Source organism: Rhizobium sp. BK212 (assembly GCF_014197475.1).
GTDB classification, from domain to species: Bacteria; Pseudomonadota; Alphaproteobacteria; order Rhizobiales; family Rhizobiaceae; genus Rhizobium; species Rhizobium anhuiense.
Genome location: NZ_JACIFS010000001.1, coordinates 592980 through 615647 on the forward strand (window position 1 = coordinate 592980; position 22668 = coordinate 615647).

The 22668-nt window shown below is 61.8% G+C and carries 22 protein-coding genes; 9 read left to right on the forward strand and 13 right to left on the reverse strand.

Annotation, left to right across the window (positions count from 1 at the left end; genetic code table 11):
- Positions 1-254: 254 nt before the first annotated feature.
- Together FHT79_RS02855 and FHT79_RS02860 are read left to right on the forward strand one after the other, a co-directional pair.
- Positions 255-872, forward strand: a complete 618-nt coding sequence (locus FHT79_RS02855) for an outer membrane protein (protein WP_047613209.1) — start codon at positions 255-257, stop codon at positions 870-872.
- Between the two features lie 161 nt (positions 873-1033).
- Positions 1034-1942, forward strand: a complete 909-nt coding sequence (locus FHT79_RS02860) for an acetamidase/formamidase family protein (RefSeq protein ID WP_063476161.1) — start codon at positions 1034-1036, stop codon at positions 1940-1942.
- A 16-nt stretch (positions 1943-1958) separates the two neighbouring features.
- Here the strand turns inward: FHT79_RS02860 and FHT79_RS02865 are convergent, their stop codons facing one another.
- The 4 genes from FHT79_RS02865 to FHT79_RS02880 form a co-directional block, all read right to left on the reverse strand.
- The gene (locus FHT79_RS02865; RefSeq protein WP_063476160.1) at positions 1959-2897 is read right to left on the reverse strand and encodes an NAD(P)H-binding protein; all 939 of its coding nucleotides are present in this window, start codon (positions 2895-2897) and stop codon (positions 1959-1961) included.
- A 101-nt stretch (positions 2898-2998) separates the two neighbouring features.
- The gene (locus FHT79_RS02870) at positions 2999-3856 is read right to left on the reverse strand and encodes an AraC family transcriptional regulator (protein ID WP_097544071.1); all 858 of its coding nucleotides are present in this window, start codon (positions 3854-3856) and stop codon (positions 2999-3001) included.
- A gap of 82 nt (positions 3857-3938) precedes the next feature.
- Complete coding sequence (locus FHT79_RS02875) at positions 3939-4841, reverse strand: proline iminopeptidase-family hydrolase (protein WP_097544072.1); 903 nt, start codon at positions 4839-4841, stop codon at positions 3939-3941.
- A gap of 64 nt (positions 4842-4905) precedes the next feature.
- The gene (locus FHT79_RS02880; protein WP_047613206.1) at positions 4906-5703 is read right to left on the reverse strand and encodes a LuxR family transcriptional regulator; all 798 of its coding nucleotides are present in this window, start codon (positions 5701-5703) and stop codon (positions 4906-4908) included.
- A 128-nt stretch (positions 5704-5831) separates the two neighbouring features.
- Between FHT79_RS02880 and FHT79_RS02885 the strand changes: the two genes are divergently transcribed.
- From FHT79_RS02885 to FHT79_RS02905, 5 genes are read left to right on the forward strand one after another with little or no spacing between them, the layout of a single operon-like run.
- Positions 5832-6722, forward strand: coding sequence for a proline iminopeptidase-family hydrolase (locus FHT79_RS02885; protein ID WP_183902956.1), 891 nt, complete (start codon positions 5832-5834; stop codon positions 6720-6722).
- A gap of 51 nt (positions 6723-6773) precedes the next feature.
- Positions 6774-7712 carry an ABC transporter permease gene (locus FHT79_RS02890; protein ID WP_047613202.1) on the forward strand — a complete coding sequence of 313 codons (939 nt, stop codon included), beginning with the start codon at positions 6774-6776 and terminating at the stop codon, positions 7710-7712.
- Positions 7709-8560 (forward strand): ABC transporter permease, encoded by an 852-nt coding sequence (locus tag FHT79_RS02895; RefSeq protein WP_047613200.1) that lies wholly within the window; start codon positions 7709-7711, stop codon positions 8558-8560. Before FHT79_RS02890 ends, FHT79_RS02895 begins: the two co-directional genes overlap by 4 nt.
- On the forward strand, positions 8557-10266 hold the full coding sequence (locus tag FHT79_RS02900; protein WP_097543972.1) for an ABC transporter ATP-binding protein: 1710 nt from the start codon (positions 8557-8559) through the stop codon (positions 10264-10266). The genes FHT79_RS02895 and FHT79_RS02900 overlap by 4 nt, the downstream gene beginning before the upstream one ends.
- A gap of 19 nt (positions 10267-10285) precedes the next feature.
- Entirely contained in the window at positions 10286-11800 is a 1515-nt protein-coding gene (locus FHT79_RS02905) for an ABC transporter substrate-binding protein (protein ID WP_047613196.1), read from the forward strand.
- An 83-nt stretch (positions 11801-11883) separates the two neighbouring features.
- On the opposite strand, the gene yghU is transcribed toward FHT79_RS02905, so the two are convergent.
- The 8 genes from yghU to FHT79_RS02945 all read right to left on the reverse strand — a co-directional run bounded on the left by yghU (position 11884) and on the right by FHT79_RS02945 (position 19370).
- The gene (yghU, locus tag FHT79_RS02910) at positions 11884-12759 is read right to left on the reverse strand and encodes a glutathione-dependent disulfide-bond oxidoreductase (RefSeq protein ID WP_063476155.1); all 876 of its coding nucleotides are present in this window, start codon (positions 12757-12759) and stop codon (positions 11884-11886) included.
- Between the two features lie 155 nt (positions 12760-12914).
- Complete coding sequence (gene ugpC / locus FHT79_RS02915; protein WP_132573459.1) at positions 12915-14009, reverse strand: sn-glycerol-3-phosphate ABC transporter ATP-binding protein UgpC; 1095 nt, start codon at positions 14007-14009, stop codon at positions 12915-12917.
- 32 nt (positions 14010-14041) lie between these two features.
- Complete coding sequence (locus FHT79_RS02920; RefSeq protein WP_097543975.1) at positions 14042-14422, reverse strand: cupin domain-containing protein; 381 nt, start codon at positions 14420-14422, stop codon at positions 14042-14044.
- Between the two features lie 16 nt (positions 14423-14438).
- Positions 14439-15530 (reverse strand): Gfo/Idh/MocA family oxidoreductase, encoded by a 1092-nt coding sequence (locus FHT79_RS02925; protein ID WP_097543976.1) that lies wholly within the window; start codon positions 15528-15530, stop codon positions 14439-14441.
- 2 nt (positions 15531-15532) lie between these two features.
- The gene (locus FHT79_RS02930) at positions 15533-16360 is read right to left on the reverse strand and encodes a carbohydrate ABC transporter permease (RefSeq protein WP_063476153.1); all 828 of its coding nucleotides are present in this window, start codon (positions 16358-16360) and stop codon (positions 15533-15535) included.
- Complete coding sequence (locus FHT79_RS02935; protein WP_245294600.1) at positions 16357-17361, reverse strand: sugar ABC transporter permease; 1005 nt, start codon at positions 17359-17361, stop codon at positions 16357-16359. Before FHT79_RS02935 ends, FHT79_RS02930 begins: the two co-directional genes overlap by 4 nt.
- Positions 17361-18614 carry an extracellular solute-binding protein gene (locus FHT79_RS02940; RefSeq protein ID WP_097543977.1) on the reverse strand — a complete coding sequence of 418 codons (1254 nt, stop codon included), beginning with the start codon at positions 18612-18614 and terminating at the stop codon, positions 17361-17363. Before FHT79_RS02940 ends, FHT79_RS02935 begins: the two co-directional genes overlap by 1 nt.
- A 90-nt stretch (positions 18615-18704) precedes the next feature.
- Positions 18705-19370, reverse strand: a complete 666-nt coding sequence (locus FHT79_RS02945; RefSeq protein WP_063476151.1) for a GntR family transcriptional regulator — start codon at positions 19368-19370, stop codon at positions 18705-18707.
- A gap of 130 nt (positions 19371-19500) precedes the next feature.
- Here FHT79_RS02945 and FHT79_RS02950 point away from each other — a divergent pair, with 130 nt between their 5' ends.
- Together FHT79_RS02950 and FHT79_RS02955 are read left to right on the forward strand one after the other, a co-directional pair.
- Complete coding sequence (locus tag FHT79_RS02950) at positions 19501-20697, forward strand: Tm-1-like ATP-binding domain-containing protein (protein ID WP_097543978.1); 1197 nt, start codon at positions 19501-19503, stop codon at positions 20695-20697.
- A gap of 10 nt (positions 20698-20707) precedes the next feature.
- Positions 20708-21532 (forward strand): phosphoenolpyruvate hydrolase family protein, encoded by an 825-nt coding sequence (locus FHT79_RS02955; RefSeq protein ID WP_206114557.1) that lies wholly within the window; start codon positions 20708-20710, stop codon positions 21530-21532.
- Between the two features lie 63 nt (positions 21533-21595).
- Here the strand turns inward: FHT79_RS02955 and FHT79_RS02960 are convergent, their stop codons facing one another.
- Positions 21596-22513, reverse strand: a complete 918-nt coding sequence (locus tag FHT79_RS02960; RefSeq protein WP_097543980.1) for an NAD(P)-dependent oxidoreductase — start codon at positions 22511-22513, stop codon at positions 21596-21598.
- Positions 22514-22668: the final 155 nt, after the last annotated feature.

The following is a 22668-nucleotide window of genomic DNA, read 5'->3' on the forward strand; positions in this document are numbered from 1 at the left end:
TCATCCTTGAACCCACCCCCGCTACATGAAAAAGTTGCATAATGCATGTTATGGAACTAAAATATATTTTAAATTACAATAGCTTGTATTAAATCGCGCGCGTCCGCCCCGCGTTCCAAGACGCTCCCCGTCACAACATATCGCAACAATAAAGCGCAAACCGCAACACCGAACCGCAGCATAATGCATCGCTCCCAGCCGACTTGCCGGTTTGCTGACGCCCTTTCCAATCATCGAAATGACGAGGCACTTTAATGTACACAAAGATAATCACGCTGGCCGCCGTGGCTTTCTCGGCCGTGCCGGCTTTTGCCGCCGATGCCGTGGTTCAAGATCCCGCTTACATCCAGCAGGCACAGACCCAGTCGGCCTTCGACTGGTCGGGATTTTATCTCGGGCTTCAAGGCGGATACACCTCGACACATGCGAGCTATCTCAACGGTTCCGAGCAGGATCTGGATGGAGGTTCGACGGGTATCTATGGTGGATATAATTTCCAGCACGGTCCCTTCGTCTTCGGTATCGAGAATGACTTCAACTACAACTGGAAGGACGGGAGCGACGTTTCCCTCAAATGGGACGGCTCGGCGCGCGGGCGCGTGGGATATGCCTTGGACCGTACGCTGATCTACGGAACCGGAGGTTTGGCCGCGGCCGGTGGAGAAGTCGACGTGCCCGGCGTTGGCAAGAAGGACGACATTCTGATCGGCTGGACAGCCGGCGGCGGCGTGGAACATGCCCTGACCGACAATATAGTGATGCGCGCCGAATATCGTTATGACGACTTCGGACGCAAGGATTTCGGCTCGGCGCTTGGCGATTTCGAGGTCAATCAGCAAAAGGTCACGGTCGGCACCAGCTTCAAATTCTGAACGTCGATCCGATTACGCCTCGACATCGGTTGAGGCGTGATCATCTCCTGGTGTGCGAATATTGGCATTGCAGGCAATCTCTGATCTAGTCTCGAACTCTCTCCGCCGGGCAGTCCAGCCGCAGGCTCCTGATATTCGAAACGAGCGAGAGCTGTATTCTCATGACCACGCACCGCTTCATTCCGACAAGCTTTCACAATGTCATCGGCTCTCTTCAGCCGGCCCTGCATATCGCCGACGGCGATACCGTCATTACCGAGACGCTTGATGCCGCCGGGCATGACAAGGCTGGCATCAAGCAGGCATCTGGCGGCAATCCGATGAACGGCCCGATCTTCGTCGAAGGGGCTGAGCCCGGAGATGCCCTGAAGGTCGAGATCATCAGCATGACCCCGACCAGGGATACGGGTTTTACCGGCAGCGTCGTCGCGGCCAATGTCGTCGATCCCGAGGCGGTTCGCGACCTGCCGCCGCGCGATGTCGCCATCTGGGCCATCGACCGCGAGGCCTTGACCGTCCGGCTTTCCGAGCCCGTCTCCGGCCTCGAAAATTTCGTTCTGCCTCTCGCCCCGATGATCGGCTGTTTCGGCGTGGCGCCCAGCCTCGGCCAGGCGATATCGACTGCGACCAGCGGCGAATATGGCGGCAACATGGATTATCGGCTGTTCGGCCCGGGCACCACGGTCCGCTTCCCGGTAGCGGCGCCCGGCGCCTTGTTCTTTTTGGGCGACTGCCATGCCGTACAGGGGGATGGCGAGATCGTCGGAACCGGCGTCGAGACGACGTTCGAAGTCACGGTGCGGCTGACGGTGGAGAAGAAAGCCGGCCTGGTCTGGCCGCGCGGGGAAACCGCCGACGACATCTTCACCATCGGCAACGCCCGGCCCCTCGATCAGGCGCTCCAGCATGCGACCAGCGAAATGCTGGCCTGGCTGGCATCGGACTATGGCCTGGACAGGACGGCGGCCAGCCATCTGCTCGGCCAGGTGGTGCGTTACGATGTCGGCAATGTCTTCGATCCGGCCTATACGATGGCCTGCCGTGTCGCCAAGAAATGGCTGGTCGGCTGATAGAGATCATCGGAACCTACCATCCCTGGTTGGACTCCTCTCCACGCCTGACATGATCGACTACCTCAGCCCGCGGAGCATTGGGAAGAAACAGTTCAAAAGCAGCGGAAAGGTCCGTGCGGCCGCGGCGGATTTCGCCGACGCCGGCTTCCACTCCGATCAGGCCTCTATTGTGCACATCGGCGAGCCTGACGATCAGATCGGCGTAATTGTGCGAAAGTCCTGCGCGCGTCAGCGTTGCCGGCCAATCGGCACGCGGCAGTTCGCGTGCGACGACGCTCCGGGTCATTAACCGCCCCAAGGCCGCAGCGATCTCGAGCGCCGTGTATTCGCGCGGCCCCTCGCCATGGACGATACGCGGCGAATGTCCATGTTCCTCGCCGGCCAGCAGAAGGTCGGCTGCCATACCGCCAATATCGGCGGCGGAGACTGTCGGGAAAGGCCGCGATAGCGGCTGGTGCATGCTCGGCATTATGCCGGTCTCGCCAGCGATCTTCAGGTAGCGTGCCCAGTTTTCCATATGTTCGGCCGAGCGCAGAAAGACCATCTCGGTAGCGCATTGCCGGAACCGTTCCTCCATCGCACGGAACAGGCTGGTAATGCCGGTATCGATCGTCAGATGTGCGCCGTAATCCGAGATCGCCAGGACGCGCGGCGGCCTGGCGGCGTCGATCGCGTCCGCCATCCGCTCGATTGATCGCAGCATCTGGCGTCTGGCATCGGCAGCATGCGGATTGATTGGGCAGATGAGCTGGACGGCCGTCGCATTCCTCATCGCGCCGGCCATGGCATCGGCATCGCCAATCTCGGCAATGGCGATCTCGCATCCGAGTGCTGCAAATGGTGCAGCCTTGCCGGGATCACGGAGCACCGCCCTGACGGGTGCGCCCTCGGCCGAAAGCTTTGTTATCGTTGCCTTGCCGACCTTGCCGGTGGCGCCGAAGATGACAAACATGGTTCTCTCCTTCGCTTGTTCGCTATCGAAAGAGGATGCCTTGATGTCGTGGATCTGGCCTGCGCATTCGGCCGATCCGTTGCAGGATCGGCCATTTTTCGTCAATTGACCAAGCGGGCGATAGTGCCTGGGCTGATGCCGAGCAGCCGCTTCATGCTGTTTGCCATATGGCTTTGATGCGCAAAGCCTGCCGCCAGCGCGATCTGGCTCAGCGGCAGGCCGGAGGTCCGAATCAATGCCTCGGCGCGCGAGACCCGGCGTTGCATCACATATTGATGCGGCGGTATGCCGAAACTATTTCGAAATTGCGTCTTCAGGTGCGAGAGGCTGAGTCCGGCAAGACCGGCAAGTTCGGCAAGCGAAAGCAGCGCGTCGAGATTGTCCTCGATGTAGTCGGTAAGTATCCGCTTCTGCCGGGGCGAGAGCGCTCTACCGGCATCCGCCGGGCGAGAACTGCCGCTGCCGGCCTCGACCAGACGGAGCGCCAAGGCTGTTGCCAGCGTATCGGCATAGAGATGGTCGGACGGCTCGTCCGCTTCGAGCTCCGCTTTCAAGGCCCAGGCGATTGCCTCGAGTCGCTGATCGCGGAGCTGAAATTTCGGCGCCATCGCTTCCGCGGGATCGCGTCCGAGGTCGATGGCAGCCTGATTGAAGAGATCCTTGTTGATCTTCAGCCGCAGGATCATGCATTCGCCGTCGTCCTCCCAGAAGCCATCCAGGCCGGCTGGCACCACATCGATATCGCCATGCTTCTGCAGCCGGCGATGCTCCCGCCCGTCACAGCGGCATTGCGCTCGCACAGGTCGGCCGACGTGGATTCCGAGGCGATGATAGGGTGTCCCTGCAATATGGGTGCGGCCGGGCGGAATGCGCAGCAGCTCGGCCTCCAAGCCGCGCCAGCCACGCCCCCTGCTCGTTGCAAGGATGGTCGCGCTTCCTGCTTGCGGATGATCGTTCATTGGTCCGTCCCATTCGCTTTCGAATGGGACGGAGACTATCCCAAGCGTCATTTCCGCGGCAAGAAGCGGATTGGGTGAGTTCTCAATCGTGCCGTGACAGGAAAGTGGAAACGGTCGTCAGGCAAAGCTGCTTTTCCTCGACATGCGGCATATGGCTGGAATTTTCGAAGAGCACCCATTCGCAGCCGGGAACGTGTTCGAGATAGGGCCTTACCACCAGGGGTGTCGCCTCGTCGTATTTTCCCGAGATCAGCAGCGTCGGGGCCTCGATGCGGTCGAGCCTGGTTTCGATCGTCCAGTCCTTCATCGTGCCGATGACGTGAAACTCGGTCGGGCCGTTCATGTTGCGGTAGACGGTATTGTCCTCGTCCATGATCGCGAAGGTGCGCGCCACTTCAGGCGGCCACGGCACCACGCGGCAGACATGGCGGTCATAGAAGACGCGCGAGGCGGCGATATAGTCCGGATCGGCGAGGCTTCCCGCCAGCTCATGCTTCAGCAGCGTGTCCTGCACCTCCTGTGGCAGTTCCTGCCTTAGCCGGTTCGCCTCCGAAACCCAGGTGTGCATGTTGGCCGGCGAATTGGCGATAACAAGCGCCTTCAGGCCTTCAGGCCGGCGCACCGCATGTTCGGCGCCGAGCATGCCGCCCCAGGACTGGCCGAGAAAGGCATAACGATCCTGAATGCCGAGATGGGAAAGCAGCGCATCCAGTTCTTCGAGGAACAGGCCGACCGTCCAGAAATCCGGACCCTTTTCCGGAAGGCGGGTGGAATTGCCATTGCCGAGCTGGTCGTAATGGATGACCGGGCGGCCGTCGAGAGCGGCGATATCCTTGAAGGAATCGACATAATCATGGGTGCAGCCGGGTCCGCCATGGGCGACGACGAGCGGCAGCTTGCCACTGACAAGCGAACCGGTGACGCGATACCAGGTGCGATAGTCGCGAAAGGGCAAATAGGCTTCTTTGGTCGTGACTTCGCCCACGGGCGTCTCCATCTCTTGGCCGTATGAAAAAAGCATAACGCGGCGGCAACGGTGAAGGCAGCTATCACAAGTTATAGGGTGGCCAATGATGAGTCGGCCGGTCTTCGAGCAGGCGGTAATGGGTGGCGCGCACCACGGCCTGGGTGCGGTTGCGGGCGCCGAGTTTCTTGGCCGCGGCGTTCAGATGCATGACGACGGTCGGCACGGAACGATCGATGATGCGGGAAATTTCCTTGGCGGAATAACCTTCCGCCGAATGGCGCAGGCATTCGCGTTCCCGCTCGGTCAGCCGGATCGTGCCGACGCTTTTCGCCCGCGTGTCGAAAAGCGTATAGGCGCTCTCATGGAAGACGTGGGCCAGCAGGTTGAAGTCGGCGATATAACGCAGGGCGTGCCGTTCGAACTCGTCGTTACCGCCGAAGCGGATGCCGGTGACCGTCGCATAGTCGCCGCGTGGCATATGGACCGGGACGGTGACGCCGGTCGACATGTCGCGTTCGCTCAAATAGCGCGTCACCGGCGCCGTGTCCTCGTTGATGAAACCCCTGATCAGCGTGTCGGCGTCCGGGTCGTAGTTCCAGAAGAAGGGTGCGGAGGTGCGCAGCGCCACCTGTTGCACCGGATCGATACGGAAATAGCCCTGATTGAACCAGTAGTCGTGCATGTCGTCGGAAATGTTCCTGAGCTTCAGCAGCGACGGTATCATGATCGCGCCGTCGAGATCGTAGGGCACCGGCGTGTAGTCGTAGATCAGCGCCTCGAAGCCGATCTGCTTCATCGCCTCGAAGGCCTGATCGATCCGGCCGTCCAGCGTTTCATGCGCTGTGAACTGCGCTCTGATCGTTCCGATATCGTCAAGCACGGGCTGCTCCAGTTTCGACGTGGCGCCCTACCCTATCACTTCTTATAGCTGGCACGGAACGCGATTTACGATAAAAAAATAACCACGCCCAAATATTGAGCAAGTGAAACCTTCTGCCGGAGCGATCAATGTGGCGTGAAATACAGCCGGACGAGCGATTCGAGATCGATGTCGATGGTTATCGCATCGTTGCTTACAGTTTCGGAGCCGGCAGTGAGACGGTTTTCTGCCTGAACGGCGGGCCGGGTCTGCCCTGCGATTACCTGCGCGAGGCGCATTCCTGTCTCGTCGACAAGGGCTATCGTGTCGTCGCTTTCGATCAGCTCGGCACCGGCGCTTCCGACCGGCCGGACGATCTCTCGCTCTGGACAATCGGCCGTTATGTCGAGGAGACGGAAACGGTGCGCAAGGCGCTGGGGCTCGGTAAGGTCCACATGCTCGGCCATTCCTGGGGCGGGTGGCTGGCGATCGAATATGCGCTGACTTACGCTCAGAACCTGAAGACGCTGATTCTCGAGGATACCGTCGCCGACATGCCGCATCTGATCTCGGAGCTGCAACGGCTGCGTGCAGCACTCGGTCCCGAAACCGTATCGATGATGCAGAAACACGAGGCGCAGGGCACCTACAATCATCCGGAATATCTCGCCGCCGTCACCATCCTCAACTACCGCCACGTCTGCCGTCTGCCGGAATGGCCAGCGCCGGTGCGCCGCTCGCTCGACGATTGGAACATGGCGCCCTACGAGACGATGCAGGGACCGAACGAGTTTCTCTATATCGGCAACCTCAAGGACTGGAACCGCATCCCCGATCTGCCGCGGCTGACGCTGCCGGTGCTCATCACGACGGGAGAGCATGACGAGTTGACGCCGGCCTGTGCGCTCAGGATGAAGCTTGCGCTGCCGAATGCCGAGCTGAAGGTATTTGCCAATGCCAGCCATATGCCGTTCTATGAGAACCCGCAGGATTATTATCCGGCGCTTCTCGATTTTCTCGCCCGGCACGAGGCACACTGATGCAGCACAAAGCGGAGCGAAGCCGACGAAAACAGAGAGGCGATCGCCGTCATGCATCGCTATAAATTCGTTCTGACGCGACCGCTGCAGTTCCTGCCCGTCATTTTCGGCATCAGCATCATCACTTTCATTCTGGTCCGGCTGATCCCCGGAGACCCGGCGCGCAACATCCTCGGCACGCGCGCCACGCCGGCGGCCCTTGCCAGCATCCGCGCCCAATACGGCCTCGATCAGCCGATGTGGCTGCAATATGTCTATTTCCTCAAGAACCTCGCCAATGGCGAGATGGGCAAGTCGATCCTCTACAAGATCGACGTGCTGAAGCTGATCGTTACCCGCATCGAGCCGACGCTTGCGCTCGTCGCCGCGAGCGTCGTGCTGTCGGTGCTGATCGCGGTGCCGATGGCGGCGATCGCTGCGCGCAATGCCGGCCGGGCGCCGGACCATGCGGTGCGCATCGTCTCGACCTTCGGCATCGGCTTTCCGCCCTTCTGGCTGGGACTGATGCTGATCATCCTCTTCAGCGTCGAACTCGGCGTGCTGCCGGTTTCGGGCTACGGCGCGACGATTGGCGAAAAGCTGTCGCATCTCGTGCTGCCGAGCCTGACGGTGGCGCTGTCGCTTTCGACCGTGCTGACGCGCAGCCTGCGGGCGGCGATGATCGAGCAGCTGAAATCGGATGTCGCGACGGCGGCGCGCGCCCGTGGCATGCCCGAAGGCATCGTCTTCTGGCGACATGTGCTGCCGAATTCGTTGGTACCGACGATCAACCTGCTTGCCGTCAACATCGGCTGGCTGATCGGCGGCACGGTGGTGGTCGAGAGCGTCTTTGCGCTGCCCGGCATGGGACAGCTGCTCGTCAGGGCGATCTTCTCGCGCGACTATATGGTGGTCCAGGGTGTCGCCATGGTCTTTGCCTGCGCCACCGTGCTCATCAACTTCATCGCCGACATCGTCACCGTCGCCGTCGATCCGAGGGTGAAGCTATGAGCATCGAGGCGATTGCTCCCGCATCTCTCGGCTGGCGCCGGTTCTTCGGCCGGCGGCTGATGCTTGCCGTCGGTGCCGGCCTGCTGTTGTTCTTCGTCCTGCTGGCGATCGGCGCGCCCATTGTCGCACCCTACGATCCGATCATGCAGAATGCCGATGTGCGGCTGCAGGCGCCCTCGCTGTTGCATCCCTTCGGCACCGACAATTTCGGCCGCGATATCCTCTCTCGCGTTATCTGGGGCGCGCGCCTCGACCTGCAGATGGCGCTGATCGGCGTCATTTTTCCCTTCCTGATCGGCACGACGGTCGGCACGATTGCCGGCTTCTTCGGTGGGATCGTCGATGCGCTGTTCATGCGTCTTGTCGATATCATTCTTGCCTTCCCCTTCCTGGTGCTGATGCTGTCGATCATCGCAATTCTCGGCCCTGGCCTCGGCAGCTTCTATATCGCCATGGCGCTGGTCGGCTGGGTCTCCTATGCGCGGCTGATCCGGGCGCAGATGCTGGTGCTGAAAAGCAGCGACTATGCCGTCGCCGCCGTCAGCCTCGGCTTCAGCCGCACGCGCATCATGTTTCGCCATCTGCTGCCGAACGCGATCGCCGGCTCGATCGTCTTTTCGATGTCGGATGCGACGCTGGTGCTGCTTAGCGGCGCCGCCGTCAGCTATCTCGGCCTCGGCGTCCAGCCGCCGATCGCCGAATGGGGCGTCATGGTCGCGGAAGGACAGAGTTTCATCACCACGGCCTGGTGGATCACGCTGTTTCCCGGCCTTTCCATCGTCTGTCTCGCCTTCGGCTTCAGCATGCTGGGCGATGCGCTCGGCGAGCTGTTGGGGGTGCACGAATGAGCGGCTCCGTACTCTCCGTCCGTGATCTTACCGTCAGGGCGCATGTCGATTCCGGCCCGCGCACGCTGCTCGATGCCGTCTCGCTCGATCTCGGCAAAGGCGAGATCCTCGGTCTCGTCGGCGAAAGCGGCTCGGGCAAGAGCCTGTTCTGCCGCTCCCTGGTGCGCCTGCTGCCCTCTTCGCTGCTGAAGATCGAGAGCGGGAGCGTGCTGCTCGAAGGGCGCGACCTCATGCGGGTCGATGATGGCGAGATGTTGAAAGTGCGCGGCGGCGAGATTGGCATGATCTTCCAGAACCCGACCAGCCATCTCGACCCGGTGATGCGGATCGGCGATCAGATCGCCGAAGGCATCCGCTATCATCAGGGCCTCGGCGCCCGCGAGGCCCGCGCCGCAGCGACGGACATCCTGGCGCAGGTCGGCTTCCCCGATCCCGCGCGCCAGTACGACAGCTATCCGCATGAATTTTCCGGCGGCATGCGGCAGCGGGCGATGATCGGCGTGGCGCTGTCCTGCAATCCGAAGATACTGATCGCCGACGAGCCGACGACGGCGCTCGACGTGACCATCCAGGCGCAGATCCTGCGGTTGTTGATCGACATTCGCGACCGGCGCGGCCTGTCGATTATTCTGATCACCCACGATCTCGGCATCGTCGCCCAGACCTGCGACCGCATCGCCGTGCTGCGCGGCGGCAAACTGCTCGAAGAGGGGCCGAAGCGGACGATCCTGGCGCGGCCGCAGCATCCCTATACGATCAACCTGATCAACAGCCACCCTTCCCTGCCGGGCGAGACAGCGGCGCCGCTGCCCGAAATTGCCGAGGCCGGCCAGCCGGCGAGGCCCTTGCTCGAAATCGATGATCTCCACGTACGTTTCAGAGCCGGTGGCGCCCTGCTTAAGGGCGGCGCCAAGACGGTGAGCGCCGTTGCCGGCGTCAGCCTGCAGATCATGCCGGGCGAGACGGTCGGCATCGTCGGCGAATCCGGCAGCGGCAAGAGCACGCTTGCCCGCGCCGTGCTCGGCCTCACACCGCTTTCCTCAGGCCACGTCACTTTCGACGGCGTCGATCTGGCGCTGCAGAAGAGCGCGGGCCTCGCAAAGCTGAGACGCGAGACGGCGATGGTCTTCCAGGACCCCTATAACGCGCTCAATCCGCGCCTGACCATCGGGCAGATGCTGGCCGAGGTCCTGAAGGTGCAGGGCAAGGTCGCCAAAGCCGATATCCCGGCGCGGATCAATGCTCTGCTCGACCTCGTCGGCCTCGAACGCGAATTTGCCGGCCGCAAGCCGCGCAGCATGAGCGGTGGCCAGTGCCAACGCGCCGGCATCGCCCGCGCGCTGGCCGTCGACCCGAAACTGATCATCGCCGACGAGTGCGTCGCCGCCCTCGACGTTACCATCCAGGCGCAGATCATCGAGCTCTTTCGCGAGCTCACGGCGAAGATGAACCTCACGCTGATGTTTATCGCCCACGATCTCGCGATCGTCCGCAATCTCTGCGAACGCGTGGTTGTGATGTATCGCGGCGAGATCGTTGAGGAAGGCCGTTCCGAAGAGGTGTTCGCGCGGCCGAAGCATCCTTATACGGCGGCGCTGATCGCCGCCATTCCCGACATCGATCCTGACAAACCGCTGCTGCAAGGCGCCGGTGGCAAGGACGATCCGCAATCGATACCGATCCAGCCCATCAAACGCATGCCATAACAACGAAGGGAACGAATTCATGACAAACAGGTGGAAATCAATCGGGCTTGCAGCCTTGCTCGCCGGCCTGACGCTCAGTGCAAGTTATGCCGAAGCCGCCGGTGTGCTGACCATCGGCCGCCGCGAGGATTCGACGACATTCGATCCGATCAAAACCGCGCAGAACATCGACAACTGGGTATTCTCCAACGTCTACGACGTGCTGATCCGCGTCGACAAGACAGGCACGAAACTGGAGCCGGGCCTTGCCGAAAGCTGGACCGCTTCGGATGACGGGTTGACCTACACGTTCAAGATCCGCGACGCGAAATTCTCCGACGGTTCGCCGCTGACCGCGGAAGATGCCGCCTACAGCCTGCTGCGCATCCGCGACGACCCCGCCTCGCTCTGGAGCGATTCCTACAAGGTGATCGATACGGCGGTCGCGACCGACGCGCACACGCTGACGATCAAGCTCAAGAACCCGTCTGCGCCGTTCCTTTCGACGCTGGCGCTGCCGAATGCCTCCGTCATCTCCAAGAAGGGCATGGAAACGCTGGGTGCCGATGCCTACGGCGAGAAGCCGATCGCATCCGGCGCCTTCGTGGTCGAGGAATGGCGGCGCGGCGACCGCGTCATTCTGAAGAAGAACCCGAACTTCTGGCAGGCCGACCGCGTCAAGCTCGACGGCGTCGAGTGGATCTCGGTGCCCGACGACAACACCCGCATGCTGAACGTTCAGGCCGGCGAGCTGGACACGGCGATCTTCGTTCCCTTCTCCCGCGTCGAGGAGCTGAAGAAGGACCCGAACCTCAACGTCGATATCGATGCCTCGACCCGCGAGGATCATCTTCTGATCAACCATGCGCATGGCGCGCTCGGCAAGAAGGAAGTCCGCCAGGCGCTGGATCTTGCGATCGACAAGAAGGCGATCGTCGATACCGTCACCTTCGGCCAGGGCACGGTCGCCAATTCCTACGTTCCGAAGGGCGCGCTCTATTACTATGCCGACAATCTGCAGCGGCCTTATGATCCCGAAAAGGCAAAGGAGATGCTGGCTGCTGCCGGCGCCTCCGACCTGACGCTGAACTATCTGGTGCGCGCCGGCGACGAAGTCGACGAACAGACGGCCGTGCTCGTCCAGCAGCAGCTGCAGAAGGCCGGCATCACCGCCAATCTGCAGAAGGTCGACCCGAGCCAGGAATGGGACATGATCGTTGCCGGCGACTACGACGTCTCTGTCAACTACTGGACCAACGACATTCTCGATCCGGACCAGAAGACCACCTTCGTCCTCGGCCACGATTCCAACAACAACTACTCGACCAATTACAAGAACGAGGCGGTGAAAGAACTGGTGGCCAAGGCTCGTCTCGAGCTCGACCCGAAGAAGCGCGAACAGATGTATGTCGAATTGCAGAAGATGGCGAAGGACGACGTCAACTGGATCGACCTCTATTACAGCCCCTATATCAACGTCTCGCGCAAGAATATCGAGAACTTCTACCAGAACCCGCTCGGCCGTTTTTTCCTGGAAGATACGGTCAAGAACTGAGTTCGGGCAGCATGCAAATGCTCCGCCGCCGTAAAGGCGGCGGAGCCTCATTTATTGCTGCGACACGTGGATGAGGCCGCTTGCTACTCGGCGGCCGCGAGCTTGTCCTGCGTCCTGGTGTCGAAGTCGCTGGCGTCGTGGCGCTCGTGCAACTGGCTTGCGGGCTCGCCGGAGAGGCGGTTGACCATCCGGCCGCGTTGCACGGCCGGCCTGCTATGAATGGCGTCGGCCCAGCGCAGCACGTTCTTATAGTCCTCGACCTGCAGAAACTCGGCCGCGCCGTAGGTCCAGCCCTTCACCAAGCCGCCATACCAGGGCCAGACGGCAATATCGGCGATCGTATATTGGCTGCCCGCCAGATACTCGCTTTCGGCAAGGCGACGATCGAGCACGTCGAGCTGCCGCTTCACCTCCATGGCGAAGCGGTCGATCGCATATTCGATCTTGACAGGCGCATAGGCGTAGAAATGGCCGAAGCCGCCGCCGAGATAGGGGGCGCTTCCCATCTGCCAGAACAGCCAGGACAGGCATTCGGCGCGGTCGGCTGGCTCGGTCGGCAGGAAGGCGCCGAACTTCTCGGCGAGATAGGTCAGGATGGCGCCGGATTCGAAGACACGGATCGGCTTCGGACCACTGCGGTCCATCAGCGCCGGGATCTTGGAATTGGGGTTGACCGCGACGAAGCCGCTGCCGAACTGGTCGCCATCGCCGATCTTGATCAGCCAGGCGTCATATTCGGCGCCGCTGTGGCCGAGCGCCAGCAGTTCCTCGAGCATGATGGTGACCTTCTGGCCGTTCGGGGTGCCGAGCGAATAGAGCTGCAGCGGATGACGGCCGATCGGCAGTTCCTTGTCATGCGTCGCTCCCGCGATCGGGCGGTTGATGCTGGCGAACTGGCCGCCATTCGCCTTGTTCCAGGTCCAGACCTTCGGGGGTGTATAATCGGAAGAACCGCTCATCTTTCAAACTCCTGGGATTGGTCAGACAGAGTGCGGCGCAGGTTGGGTTGCCGCATTTTTCCTGACATAGCAGAGGCGATGAGGTTTTGTCACAGGTGTCGGCGCGGTTTCACGCAATCGTCAGAGTCTTGGCAAAGCTGAAGAAAACCGCTGCTTCAGGCATCCGCGTCGGGAAGACGCCTGCCTGTTGCCGCTGAAAACAGATGTTCGCTGGCAGACCGCAAGGCGAAGCGGATCGCGTCGCCCGGCCTTACGGCGATGCGCTCGCGAAACAACATATTGACGTTTTCTTCCCCGATCCGGGCCCCCTCGATCCGGGCAACGACCTGCGTTTCCGCGCCTGTGGGCTCGACGACCACGACCTTCGCCGGTGTTCCATCATCGGCGATGACGAACTGTTCCGGCCTGATGCCATAGATGAGTTCTTCGCCGGGATCGGCCGTCCCGGGACGCAGCGACAGCGGCATGGCGACGCCGCTTTCGGTGCGAAAGATCGAAGGCGCGTCGGCCTGGATGCGGCCCTTGAGCAGGTTCATCGCCGGCATGCCGATGAAGCCGGCGACGAAGGTGGTTGCGGGGCGATCATAGATTTCCAGCGGGGTTCCGATCTGTTCGACAATGCCGTCGCGCATCACGACGATGCGGTCGGCCATGGTCATCGCCTCGGTCTGGTCATGGGTGACATAGACGGTGGTGATCTTCAGCCGCTGGTGAAGCTCCTTGATCTCGGCGCGCATCGCCACGCGCAGCTTGGCGTCGAGATTGGAAAGCGGTTCGTCGAAGAGGAACACTTTCGGATCGCGCACGATCGCGCGGCCCATGGCGACGCGCTGGCGCTGGCCGCCCGAGAGATGACGCGGAAGGCGGTCGAGATAGGGTTCCAGCGCCAGGATCTTTGCGGCGGACTGCACTCGGTGGCCGATCTCGTCCTTGGCCGTGCCGCGCAGCTTCAGGGAAAAGCCCATATTCTCGGCCACCGTCAGATGCGGATAGAGCGCATAGCTTTGGAACACCATGGCAATGTCGCGCTCCTTCGACGGCAGGTCGTTGACCATGCGGTTGCCGATTGAAAGCCGGCCGCCCGAGATCGTTTCCAGGCCGGCGATCATGCGCAGCAGCGTGGACTTGCCGCAGCCGGACGGTCCGACGAGCACGATGAATTCACCATCCTCGATATCGACGTCGACGCCGTGAATGACCGGCAGGTTGCCGTAGGACTTGCGGATGTTGTGAAGCGCAATCGACGCCATGATATTCCCTCCCCCACGAGAACAGGATGATTTCAGGCCGCGCCCTCGCCCTCATGATTGACCGCCGTGCGAGTGCCGGAGGAGAACATGATCAAGGCGAAGAGCGGTTCGGTACCGAGCGCGCGCGCCCAGTGCCTGATATTGCGGGGAATCCGGATGGCGTCGCCGGCTTCGAGCCGGTAGAGCGCATCGCCGAGCTTGTGCTCGCAATGGCCGGAAACGACGTAGAGGATTTCCTCGCAATCGGGATGCGAGTGCAGCTGGTTGCGCTCGCCGGGATTGATCCGGCAGGTGCCGAAGGTCATCTCGGCGCCGGGCGTGCCGTCACCAGTGATCTTCCAGTTGAGTTCGCCCCAGCTGGTCGGCATGAATTCGCCGCCGGCTTTCCTGAATATGACATCGGTATCGGTCAAGGCTGTCGCTCCCCTGTCAGAGATTGGTGGTGACGCCGGCATCCGCGCATCTGTAGAATTCGAAGAGCCTCATGATCTCGCGGGCGATTTCGAGCGTGCCCCTTGTTATCGGCGTGCCGGAGAGGATCGCATCCGTCAGATGCAGGATTTCGGGCACATAACCGAGATAAAACAGGTTGTTGTTGTAGAGCTGGCCGAGCGAATGCTCCGGCTCGTAGAACAGCGCCGCATTCTCGTCCGGCTGGATGAAGCTCGCGGCACGGCCATAGGACGGCAAGTCGGCCTTGCGGAAGTAGGTCAGCCGGCTGCCGTTTTCGACGATGGCGTTGGCGCCTTCGCCGATGATTTCGACCCGCTCGAAGATGCTGCCGCCCGACTGGCCGGCGGCAAGATGCAACGTGCCGATTGCCCCGGAGCGGAAGCGCAGGCTGGTGACGGTCGCGCCCGTCGACGCTTCCCATTCATAACCAGCCCGTTCGATCTCGCCGCCGAGGAAGTTGAGGATCGCGCCCGGATGGTAGATATGGTCGAGAAAGCTCTGCATCTTGACGAGATCGGCGCGGTCTTCCTGGCTCGGCAGGCTCTGGGGATAGCGGACATTGATCGAGGTCAGCCGGCCGAAACCCGGCGAGCCGATCAGATCCTTGAGCTTTTCGATTGTGGGGAAAAAGGTCTTCTTCAGGCCGGTCATCACCATGCGGCCGGCCGCGCTACTTGCCGCCTGCAGCCTTTCGATGTCCGCAAGGCTTGCCGCCGTCGGCTTTTCCATCCAGACGTGAGCGCCTGATGCAAGCCCGTCGAACGCCAGGTCGGTCGCCTGCACCCGGCCGTCGGGATGATAGGCGGTGACGAGAAAGACCAGCTCCGGGTTTTCCCGTTCGAGCATCTCGCGATGGTCGGTATAGGCTTTTCCGGCGCCGAAGAGTTTTGCGAATTTCTCGGCGCGGCCGAGATCGAGATCGCAGATGCCGGCAAGCTCGACCGGCGCGTAACGCAGCGCCGGATAGACATTGCGATAGGCATGACCGCCGGCGCCGATGAAGCAAGCCTTGATGCGGTGATCGAATTCGAAATTGTAGCGGATTTCCCGCTGGACATGATGCGACATGGTCAGCCCTTGATTGCCCCCTGCGTTAGCCCCTCGGTGAAGCGGCGCTGCATCAGGATGTAGAGAAGAATGATCGGCAGGAATGAAATGACGGTCCCGGAAAAAACCAGGCGGTAATCGGAAGCATAGGTGCTGGCGAAGCGGACGAGCCCGAGCGGCAGCGTCTGCACCTCGGGACTGATCAGCACGATCAGCGGCAGGAAGAAATCGTTCCAGGTGGAGAGCGCGCTGATGATGACGAGCGCCTGCACCGCCGGCGTCGAGATCGGCAGAAAGACCTTGGTGAGGATCTGCAGATGCGAGGCGCCGTCGATCTTGGCGGCCTCGATCAGATCATCAGGCACGCCGATGAAGAAGCTCCGCATCAGGAATATGCCGAAGGGAATGCCGTTGCTGACCTGCACCAGCACGATACCAGCAAGCGTGTTGACGAGGTTCAGCCCGAAAAGCACCTGATAGAGCGGGATGACGATCGCCTGGACGGGCACGGTCAAGCCGAGGATGAAGGCGTAGAACAGCCATTCCCGGCCGGGAAAACGGATCTTGGCAAGCGCATAGCCGGCCGGCGCACAGGTGATCAGCGACAGGGCGACGACGCCGATGAGATTGATGAGGCTGTTGCCGACGAGTTCGCCGAACCCGCCGATCTGCCATGCATCCAGATAGTTCCGCCACATCAGGTCGGCGGGCCAGGTGAAGGGGTCGGCCTGGCCGATCTCGGCCTCGGTCTTGAAACTCGAGACCACCAGCCAGACGAAGGGGGCTAGGATCAGGATCAGTGCCGGGGTCAGGGCCAGCGCCACCGGCCATTCGCGATGACGGACGCTCATTGCGAAAGCCTCGCACGCCAGCGGTTGAAGACGATGGTGATGGTGATCGCAAGCAGGCTGAGCAGGATGCAGAGTACCGCCGCAAGCCCGTGATCCTGGGACTGGAAGGCAAGCCGGTAGATATAGGTGGTGATCAGCTCGCTCTGGTAGAACGGCCCGCCATTGGTCATGACGAAGACCGTGGCGAAGCCCTTCAGCCCGTTGATCATTGCCAGCGAGACGACGAAGGTCGTCACCTCACGAAGCCCCGGCAGCGTCACGTAGATCAGTTTCTGGAAGGCGTTGGCGCCGTCCACTTCGGCCGCGTCGTAGAGCGAGCGGTCGATGTTCTGCAGGCCGGCGATGAAGAGCAGCATGTAGAGGCCGAAGCCCTGCCACGAGCTTGCGATATTGACGGAAAAGAGCACCAAAGCGGGATCGGACAGCCAGCCTTGGGTGAAGGCGCCGAGCCCGATCCGCGTCAGCGCGGTATTCAGCAGGCCGAAGAACGGATCGTAGATATTGGCCCAGATGACGCCGACCACCGCCAGCGACACCAGATGCGGCAGGAAGAAGGCGGTGCGGAAGAAGACCTGGGTGATCCGCAGCCTGCTGACGGCAAGCGCCAGCAGAAGACCGAGCCCGCCTGCCATCACCACATGATAGGCCAGCCAGAGGAAGGTATGGACGAGGCTCTTCCAGACGATCGGATCGTGTGCGGCCTTGGCGTAATTGTCGAAGCCGACGAAACTGGCGGAGGTATTGAAGCCGGCTGAACTGTTGAAGCTCAGCCAGAAGGTGGCGGCGATCGGCAGCAGGGTGAAGACGGCATAAAGGCCGAGCGCCGGCGCCATCAGCCACAATGCGGTGCGGGCATCGCCAGCGGATGAGTCAGATGTGGCAGCCCCCGTCGTCCGGCGTTTGGACATACGGACGGACAGGCCGCCCGTATGTCCCGCCACGGCAGGCGCATCCCTGAGAGGAGCCACGACCTTGCTTCCGGGCGTTTCTGGAATGACCACTATTTCGCCTCTGCCATCTTTGCCTGGATCTGCTTCATGCCGTCCTCGCCGCCGATCTGGCCGGAGATCAGGCCCTGGATGACCTGGAAGTAGGTGTCGAGTACCGGGCCGGGCAGATAGACGCTCGGATTGTAGCCGACGCCGCCGGCGGCAGCCGCGAAGATGTCCTTCAGCACGGGCGTCGGCGGCTCGACGCCCGGGATTTCGCGCGGATAGATCATCGTGCTTGCCGGATCCTGCGCGCGCTTCTTCATCACCGCATCGGACAGCATGAAGTCGATCCATTTCATCGCGAGTTCCGGCTGTCTGGAGTTGACCGGCACCAGCCAGCTCCAGCCGACGCCGCCGGTCGGTATCGCCGCACCCTTGATGTCGGAAGGCATGGGCGCGTAACCGGCATTGGCGAGGTCATAGCCGGCCTTGCGGGCATTGGCGGTGAACCACGGGCCGGCAACGAACATCGCCGCGCGCTTGTTGAACCAGAGGCGGGAGGCGCCATCGAGATCGAGGCCGGCCATTTCCTTCCTGATGTCGCCCGCCTCGACCAGCTTCTGTAGCCGGACGGCGCCGGCGGCGACCGAAGGATCGTCCCAGGCGATTTCGCGGCGTAGCGCCTTGCCGATCACCTCTTTACCGCTCGCCGATTGTAGCAGATTGCCGAAGAGGTGGCCGGCACTGCCGGTGGTGCGCGGGCCGATGGCGATCGGCTGCAGACCGGTCTCACCGATCGATTTCAACAGTGCTTCGAACTCGGTCCAGGTCGCCGGAATCTTCCAGCCGGCCTGCTCAAAAATATCCTTGTGATACCAGATGCCAAGCGCATCGAGGCCATCGGGAACCTCATAGATTTCGCCGCCGAACTGGCCCTTCAGCTCGGTGTAGAGCCAGGGATAGATCTGGTCCTTCCAGCCGCGTTTTTCATATTGCTCGGTGAGCGGCATGACCTGCTTGGCGTTCTTGACGACGCTGATGCGGCCGATGCCGGAGTTGGTGAGGATCACGTCGGGGCCGGCGTCCGACTGGATGGCCGCCTGCACCGCGCCGTTGCTGATCGTCCCGGTCGGCGGCATGAATTCGACGGTCACGCCGAGATTGGCCTTTTCGAAATCGGCCTTGATGCCGTTCCATAGCTGGGCCACCAGCGGTTCGGTGATCTGTTCCGGACCCCACATTTTCAGGGTTTCGGCATGCGCCAGCGAACTTGCGGCGATCATCGCCGCCAGTGCCGTGCTGCGGGCAAGAAATTTCAGCATTGCTCCCTCCTCCGGCCGCTCCACGGCCACGTTTTTCACTTGTCGAAAAGGAGACCTCCCTCTCCTTCGCTCCACTGGCATTTCATCCGGCTAACGCGCTGGATTTTCCCTCTGAAACCGAGCCATGACGGCCTGCTGGACGTCGCTGATATGAGCGTGCATCAGGGTCTTTGCGCGGGTAATGTCGCGTGCCCGGAACGCCTGCAGGATCTGATCGCGCTCCTCGGCCGCCCTCTCGGCCAGATCGCGGCTCTCGTTGGCGATCGAGCGGCAAATCTGGATCTGCAGCGCGAGCCGCGCCAGCGTTTCGATCAACGGCGCGCTTCCCGAAAGCTCGGCGATGGTCTCGTGAAACTCCTTGTCGCGAATGCCGTAGGTCTCCATGTCGCCGCGGCGAAGTGCCGCCACCGCCTCATCGAGGATGCGCTCGAAACCGGCGATGTGCCGGTCGCTCATCTGTGGAACGGCGAGCTCGACGGCGAAGCATTCAAGCGTCTTGCGTAGATCGTAGAGATCGTCGATCTCCTTCGGCGTGAAGCTGCGCACGAAGAAGCCGCGATACGGCTTGATCTCGATCAGCCCTTCCTTGGCGAGCGTGCCGATCGCTTCGCGAAACGGTGTGCGGCTGACCTGCAGGCGCTCCGTCAGTTCCTTTTCATCGATCGAGACGCCGCTCGGCAGCTCGCCGGAGACGATCAGGCGAACGATTTCCTCGTAAATCCGCTCGCGAAGGGTGAGGTGGCGCGGTGCGTTCACGGTCTCCATTTCCGTCTGGCATTCGTGATTTGAGTATGCAATATACGAAAGAATATACAATATGGAAAATACAAAATCGGGAATTTTATCTAGAGAATGTCGGAGATCGATCAAAAAGGGAGGAAAACCAATGGGAAAGGTCTATATCGTCGGCACTTGCGACACCAAGGGTGCTGAACTGAGCTACGCCAGGGAGGTGGTTCTTTCGGCCGGAACCGAGGCTGTTCTGGTCGATGTCGGCACGCTTAGGGAAGGCACCGGCGCCGATGTCCAGGCGCGTGACGTCGCCGCATTTCATCCTGAGGGCGCTGCGGCCGTGCTCGGGCAGACCGATCGGGGAGCGGCGGTTTCGGCCATGGCCAAAGCGCTGACGGCATTCCTGAAATCGCGCAACGACATCGGCGCCGTGCTCGGCCTTGGCGGCACCGGCAATACCGCGCTGGTGACGGAGGCGATGCGAACGCTTCCGATCGGCCTGCCGAAACTGATGGTCTCGACGGTCGCCTCGGGCAATGTGGCGCCCTATGTCGGCCCGAATGATCTCACCATGATGTATTCGGTCGTCGACATCGCCGGCTTGAACGCCATCTCGCGCAAGGTAATCGGCAATGCGGCAAATGCGGCGGCCGGCATGGCCCGCAACCCCATCCCCGTCTCCAGCGATGATCGGCCGGGCATCGGCATGACCATGTTCGGCGTCACCACCTCCTGCGTCACCCAGCTCCGCGAAATGCTCGGCAAGACGCATGAAATCTACGTCTTCCATGCGACCGGCGTCGGTGGCCAGTCGATGGAGAAGCTTGCCGATTCCGGTCTGTTGCAGGGCGTAATCGATGTGACGACGACGGAGGTGCCCGACCTTCTCATCGGTGGCGTCTTTCCGGCGACCGAGGATCGCTTCGGCGCCATTATCCGCACCGGCCTGCCCTATATCGGCTCGGTCGGCGCCGTCGATATGGTGAATTTCGGCGCGCGGGACACCGTGCCGGCGCCCTTCCGCGACCGCAGGCTGCACGTCCACAATGCACAGGTGACCCTGATGCGCACCACCCCGGAGGAAAACCGCAGGATCGGCGCTTTCATCGTCGAGCGGCTCAACCAGATGCAGGGTCCGGTCCGCTTCCTGCTGCCGCTTCAGGGCGTTTCAGCGATCGACGCCGCCGGTCAGCCATTCCATGATCCCGAAGCCGACGAGGCGCTGTTTTCTGCCATTCGTGGCGGCTGGCGCGAGGCGCCGAACAGGCGCCTCGTCGAGATAGACGCCCATGTCAACAGTCCGGAATTCGCCACGGCACTCGTTGCCGGCTTCCATGAGATCCATGCCTGAGGAGAGAGTTTTGACCCGCATCGACAGAAACGACATTCTGAGCGAGCTTCGCCGCAAGATCGCCGAAGGCCTGCCGATCATCGGCGGTGGCGCCGGCACCGGCCTTTCCGCCAAGAGCGAAGAGGCCGGCGGCATCGATCTGATCGTGATCTATAATTCCGGCCGCTACCGCATGGCCGGCCGCGGCTCGCTTGCCGGCCTGCTCGCCTATGGCAATGCCAACGAGATCGTCAAGGAGATGGGCCGCGAGGTCCTGCCGGTCGTGCGCCACACGCCGGTGCTTGCCGGCGTCAACGGCACCGATCCTTTCATGCTGCCCGATCACTTCCTCGACGAGCTGAAGGCAATGGGTTTTGCCGGCATCCAGAACTTCCCGACCGTCGGGCTGATCGACGGCACGTTTCGCGCCAATCTCGAAGAGACCGGCATGGGCTTCGATCTGGAAATCGATATTATCGCCCGCGCCAACGCCAAGGACATGCTGACGACACCCTATGTCTTCAGCAGCGAGGACGCGATCGCGATGACCAAAGCCGGCGCCGACATCGTCGTCTGCCATCTCGGCCTGACCACAGGCGGCGCGATCGGCGCTGAAACGGCGCTGACCCTCGATGGATGCGTGGAGAAGATCAACGAATGGTCGGATGCCGCAAGGTCGATCCGCGACGACGTCATCGTGCTCTGCCATGGCGGGCCGATCGCCATGCCCGCGGACGCGGCCTATGTGCTTGCACGCTGCAAGGGTTGCAACGGCTTTTACGGCGCGAGTTCGATGGAGCGTTTGCCGACCGAGGTCGCGATCAGGGCGCAGGTCGAGGACTTCGTGAAGATATAGGCGCGGCTTGGACCGGCCGTACACCAGCTGCCGGTGCCTCCATTGCCAGCGCCGGCAGCGACATTATGGCATGACCATCGCGTCGCGGGTTTCCCTGGAGCCAAGGATCTCGTCCAGCTGACCGACAAGAACACGGCTGCCCTCCACGTCGGAAGCCATCCTGGAGAAGAGGTCCGCCATGCCGCGGAAGATGGTCGCCGCCGGATCATCTTCTCCCAGGAAATCGGCAATCTCCTGCATTTCGGCGACCCATCGATAGGCTTTCGGGTACATGTCGGGAATGGATTTCGACAGCTTGCGGTCGACGTCGGGAAGGCTTTCGGAGAGTTCGGCTTTCAGGCTTTCGGCAGCACCCGAACGCGATGCGGCAAGCAGCATGGCAGTGCCGAGGCCGATAAATCCCTTGTTGATGCCGGCATAACACATCTTCAGTGCCGAGGCGGCGCCGAGCGGTCCGTCGAGCCTGCGGATCCTGAGGCCGCAATCCTCAAGCAGCCGGCTCCGCTCGGCACGATCGCCGCTGATATAGATGGTCGGACCTGATTTGCCGGGAACCGGCGGCCCGCCGATGATCGCGCCATCGAGCACCTCCACGCCGCTGCCGTCGAACCGTGCCGCCAAAGCCTGCATGGTTTTTGGCGCAATCGCGTTGAGGTCGATGAAGGGCGGCGGCGCCGGCATCCTCGACGATATGTCCGCGACGAATTCGGCGACCTTGATCGCCTGCGCCGGCGGAACGATCGACAGGATCAGCTCGGCCTTTGTCAGCTCCTGGCGTCCGACCGGCACCATGCCGGCTGCCATTGCCCGCGCAATCGTCTGCTCGCTTCTGCCCTCGAGATGGGTCAGCACCGTGGCGCCGCGGTCGATCAGCCGTTTGGCGACAGCGCTTCCCATCGCACCCGATCCGATAATCGCAAAATGCGGCATGTGAACCTCAATAAGTGACGACATCGGGTTAGAACTGTTGCTGATGGCCATATCGTCAACTGCGACGATTCAGCCGGAGGTCCCGTTCTAAGCAAATGGCGGTTTTGTGAGGGCTACCGTTGCGAGGCCTTTCCTTGACATTCGTCAATGCCGCGAAGGTTGAGACCGGTATGATCGGCGCTATCATTCGCATTCGAGGATATGGA

Excerpts from the sequence above, each read along its gene's own strand:
- FHT79_RS02855 (WP_047613209.1), top strand. The coding sequence starts at position 255 with ATGTACACAAAGATAATCACGCTGGCCGCCGTGGCTTTCTCGGCCGTG.
- FHT79_RS02860 (WP_063476161.1), top strand. The coding sequence starts at position 1,034 with ATGACCACGCACCGCTTCATTCCGACAAGCTTTCACAATGTCATCGGC.
- FHT79_RS02865 (WP_063476160.1), bottom strand. The coding sequence starts at position 2,897 with ATGTTTGTCATCTTCGGCGCCACCGGCAAGGTCGGCAAGGCAACGATA.
- FHT79_RS02870 (WP_097544071.1), bottom strand. The coding sequence starts at position 3,856 with ATGAACGATCATCCGCAAGCAGGAAGCGCGACCATCCTTGCAACGAGC.
- FHT79_RS02885 (WP_183902956.1), top strand. The coding sequence starts at position 5,832 with ATGTGGCGTGAAATACAGCCGGACGAGCGATTCGAGATCGATGTCGAT.
- FHT79_RS02890 (WP_047613202.1), top strand. The coding sequence starts at position 6,774 with ATGCATCGCTATAAATTCGTTCTGACGCGACCGCTGCAGTTCCTGCCC.
- FHT79_RS02895 (WP_047613200.1), top strand. The coding sequence starts at position 7,709 with ATGAGCATCGAGGCGATTGCTCCCGCATCTCTCGGCTGGCGCCGGTTC.
- FHT79_RS02900 (WP_097543972.1), top strand. The coding sequence starts at position 8,557 with ATGAGCGGCTCCGTACTCTCCGTCCGTGATCTTACCGTCAGGGCGCAT.
- FHT79_RS02905 (WP_047613196.1), top strand. The coding sequence starts at position 10,286 with ATGACAAACAGGTGGAAATCAATCGGGCTTGCAGCCTTGCTCGCCGGC.
- yghU (WP_063476155.1), bottom strand. The coding sequence starts at position 12,759 with ATGAGCGGTTCTTCCGATTATACACCCCCGAAGGTCTGGACCTGGAAC.
- ugpC (WP_132573459.1), bottom strand. The coding sequence starts at position 14,009 with ATGGCGTCGATTGCGCTTCACAACATCCGCAAGTCCTACGGCAACCTG.
- FHT79_RS02925 (WP_097543976.1), bottom strand. The coding sequence starts at position 15,530 with ATGTCGCATCATGTCCAGCGGGAAATCCGCTACAATTTCGAATTCGAT.
- FHT79_RS02930 (WP_063476153.1), bottom strand. The coding sequence starts at position 16,360 with ATGAGCGTCCGTCATCGCGAATGGCCGGTGGCGCTGGCCCTGACCCCG.
- FHT79_RS02940 (WP_097543977.1), bottom strand. The coding sequence starts at position 18,614 with ATGCTGAAATTTCTTGCCCGCAGCACGGCACTGGCGGCGATGATCGCC.
- FHT79_RS02950 (WP_097543978.1), top strand. The coding sequence starts at position 19,501 with ATGGGAAAGGTCTATATCGTCGGCACTTGCGACACCAAGGGTGCTGAA.
- FHT79_RS02960 (WP_097543980.1), bottom strand. The coding sequence starts at position 22,513 with ATGGCCATCAGCAACAGTTCTAACCCGATGTCGTCACTTATTGAGGTT.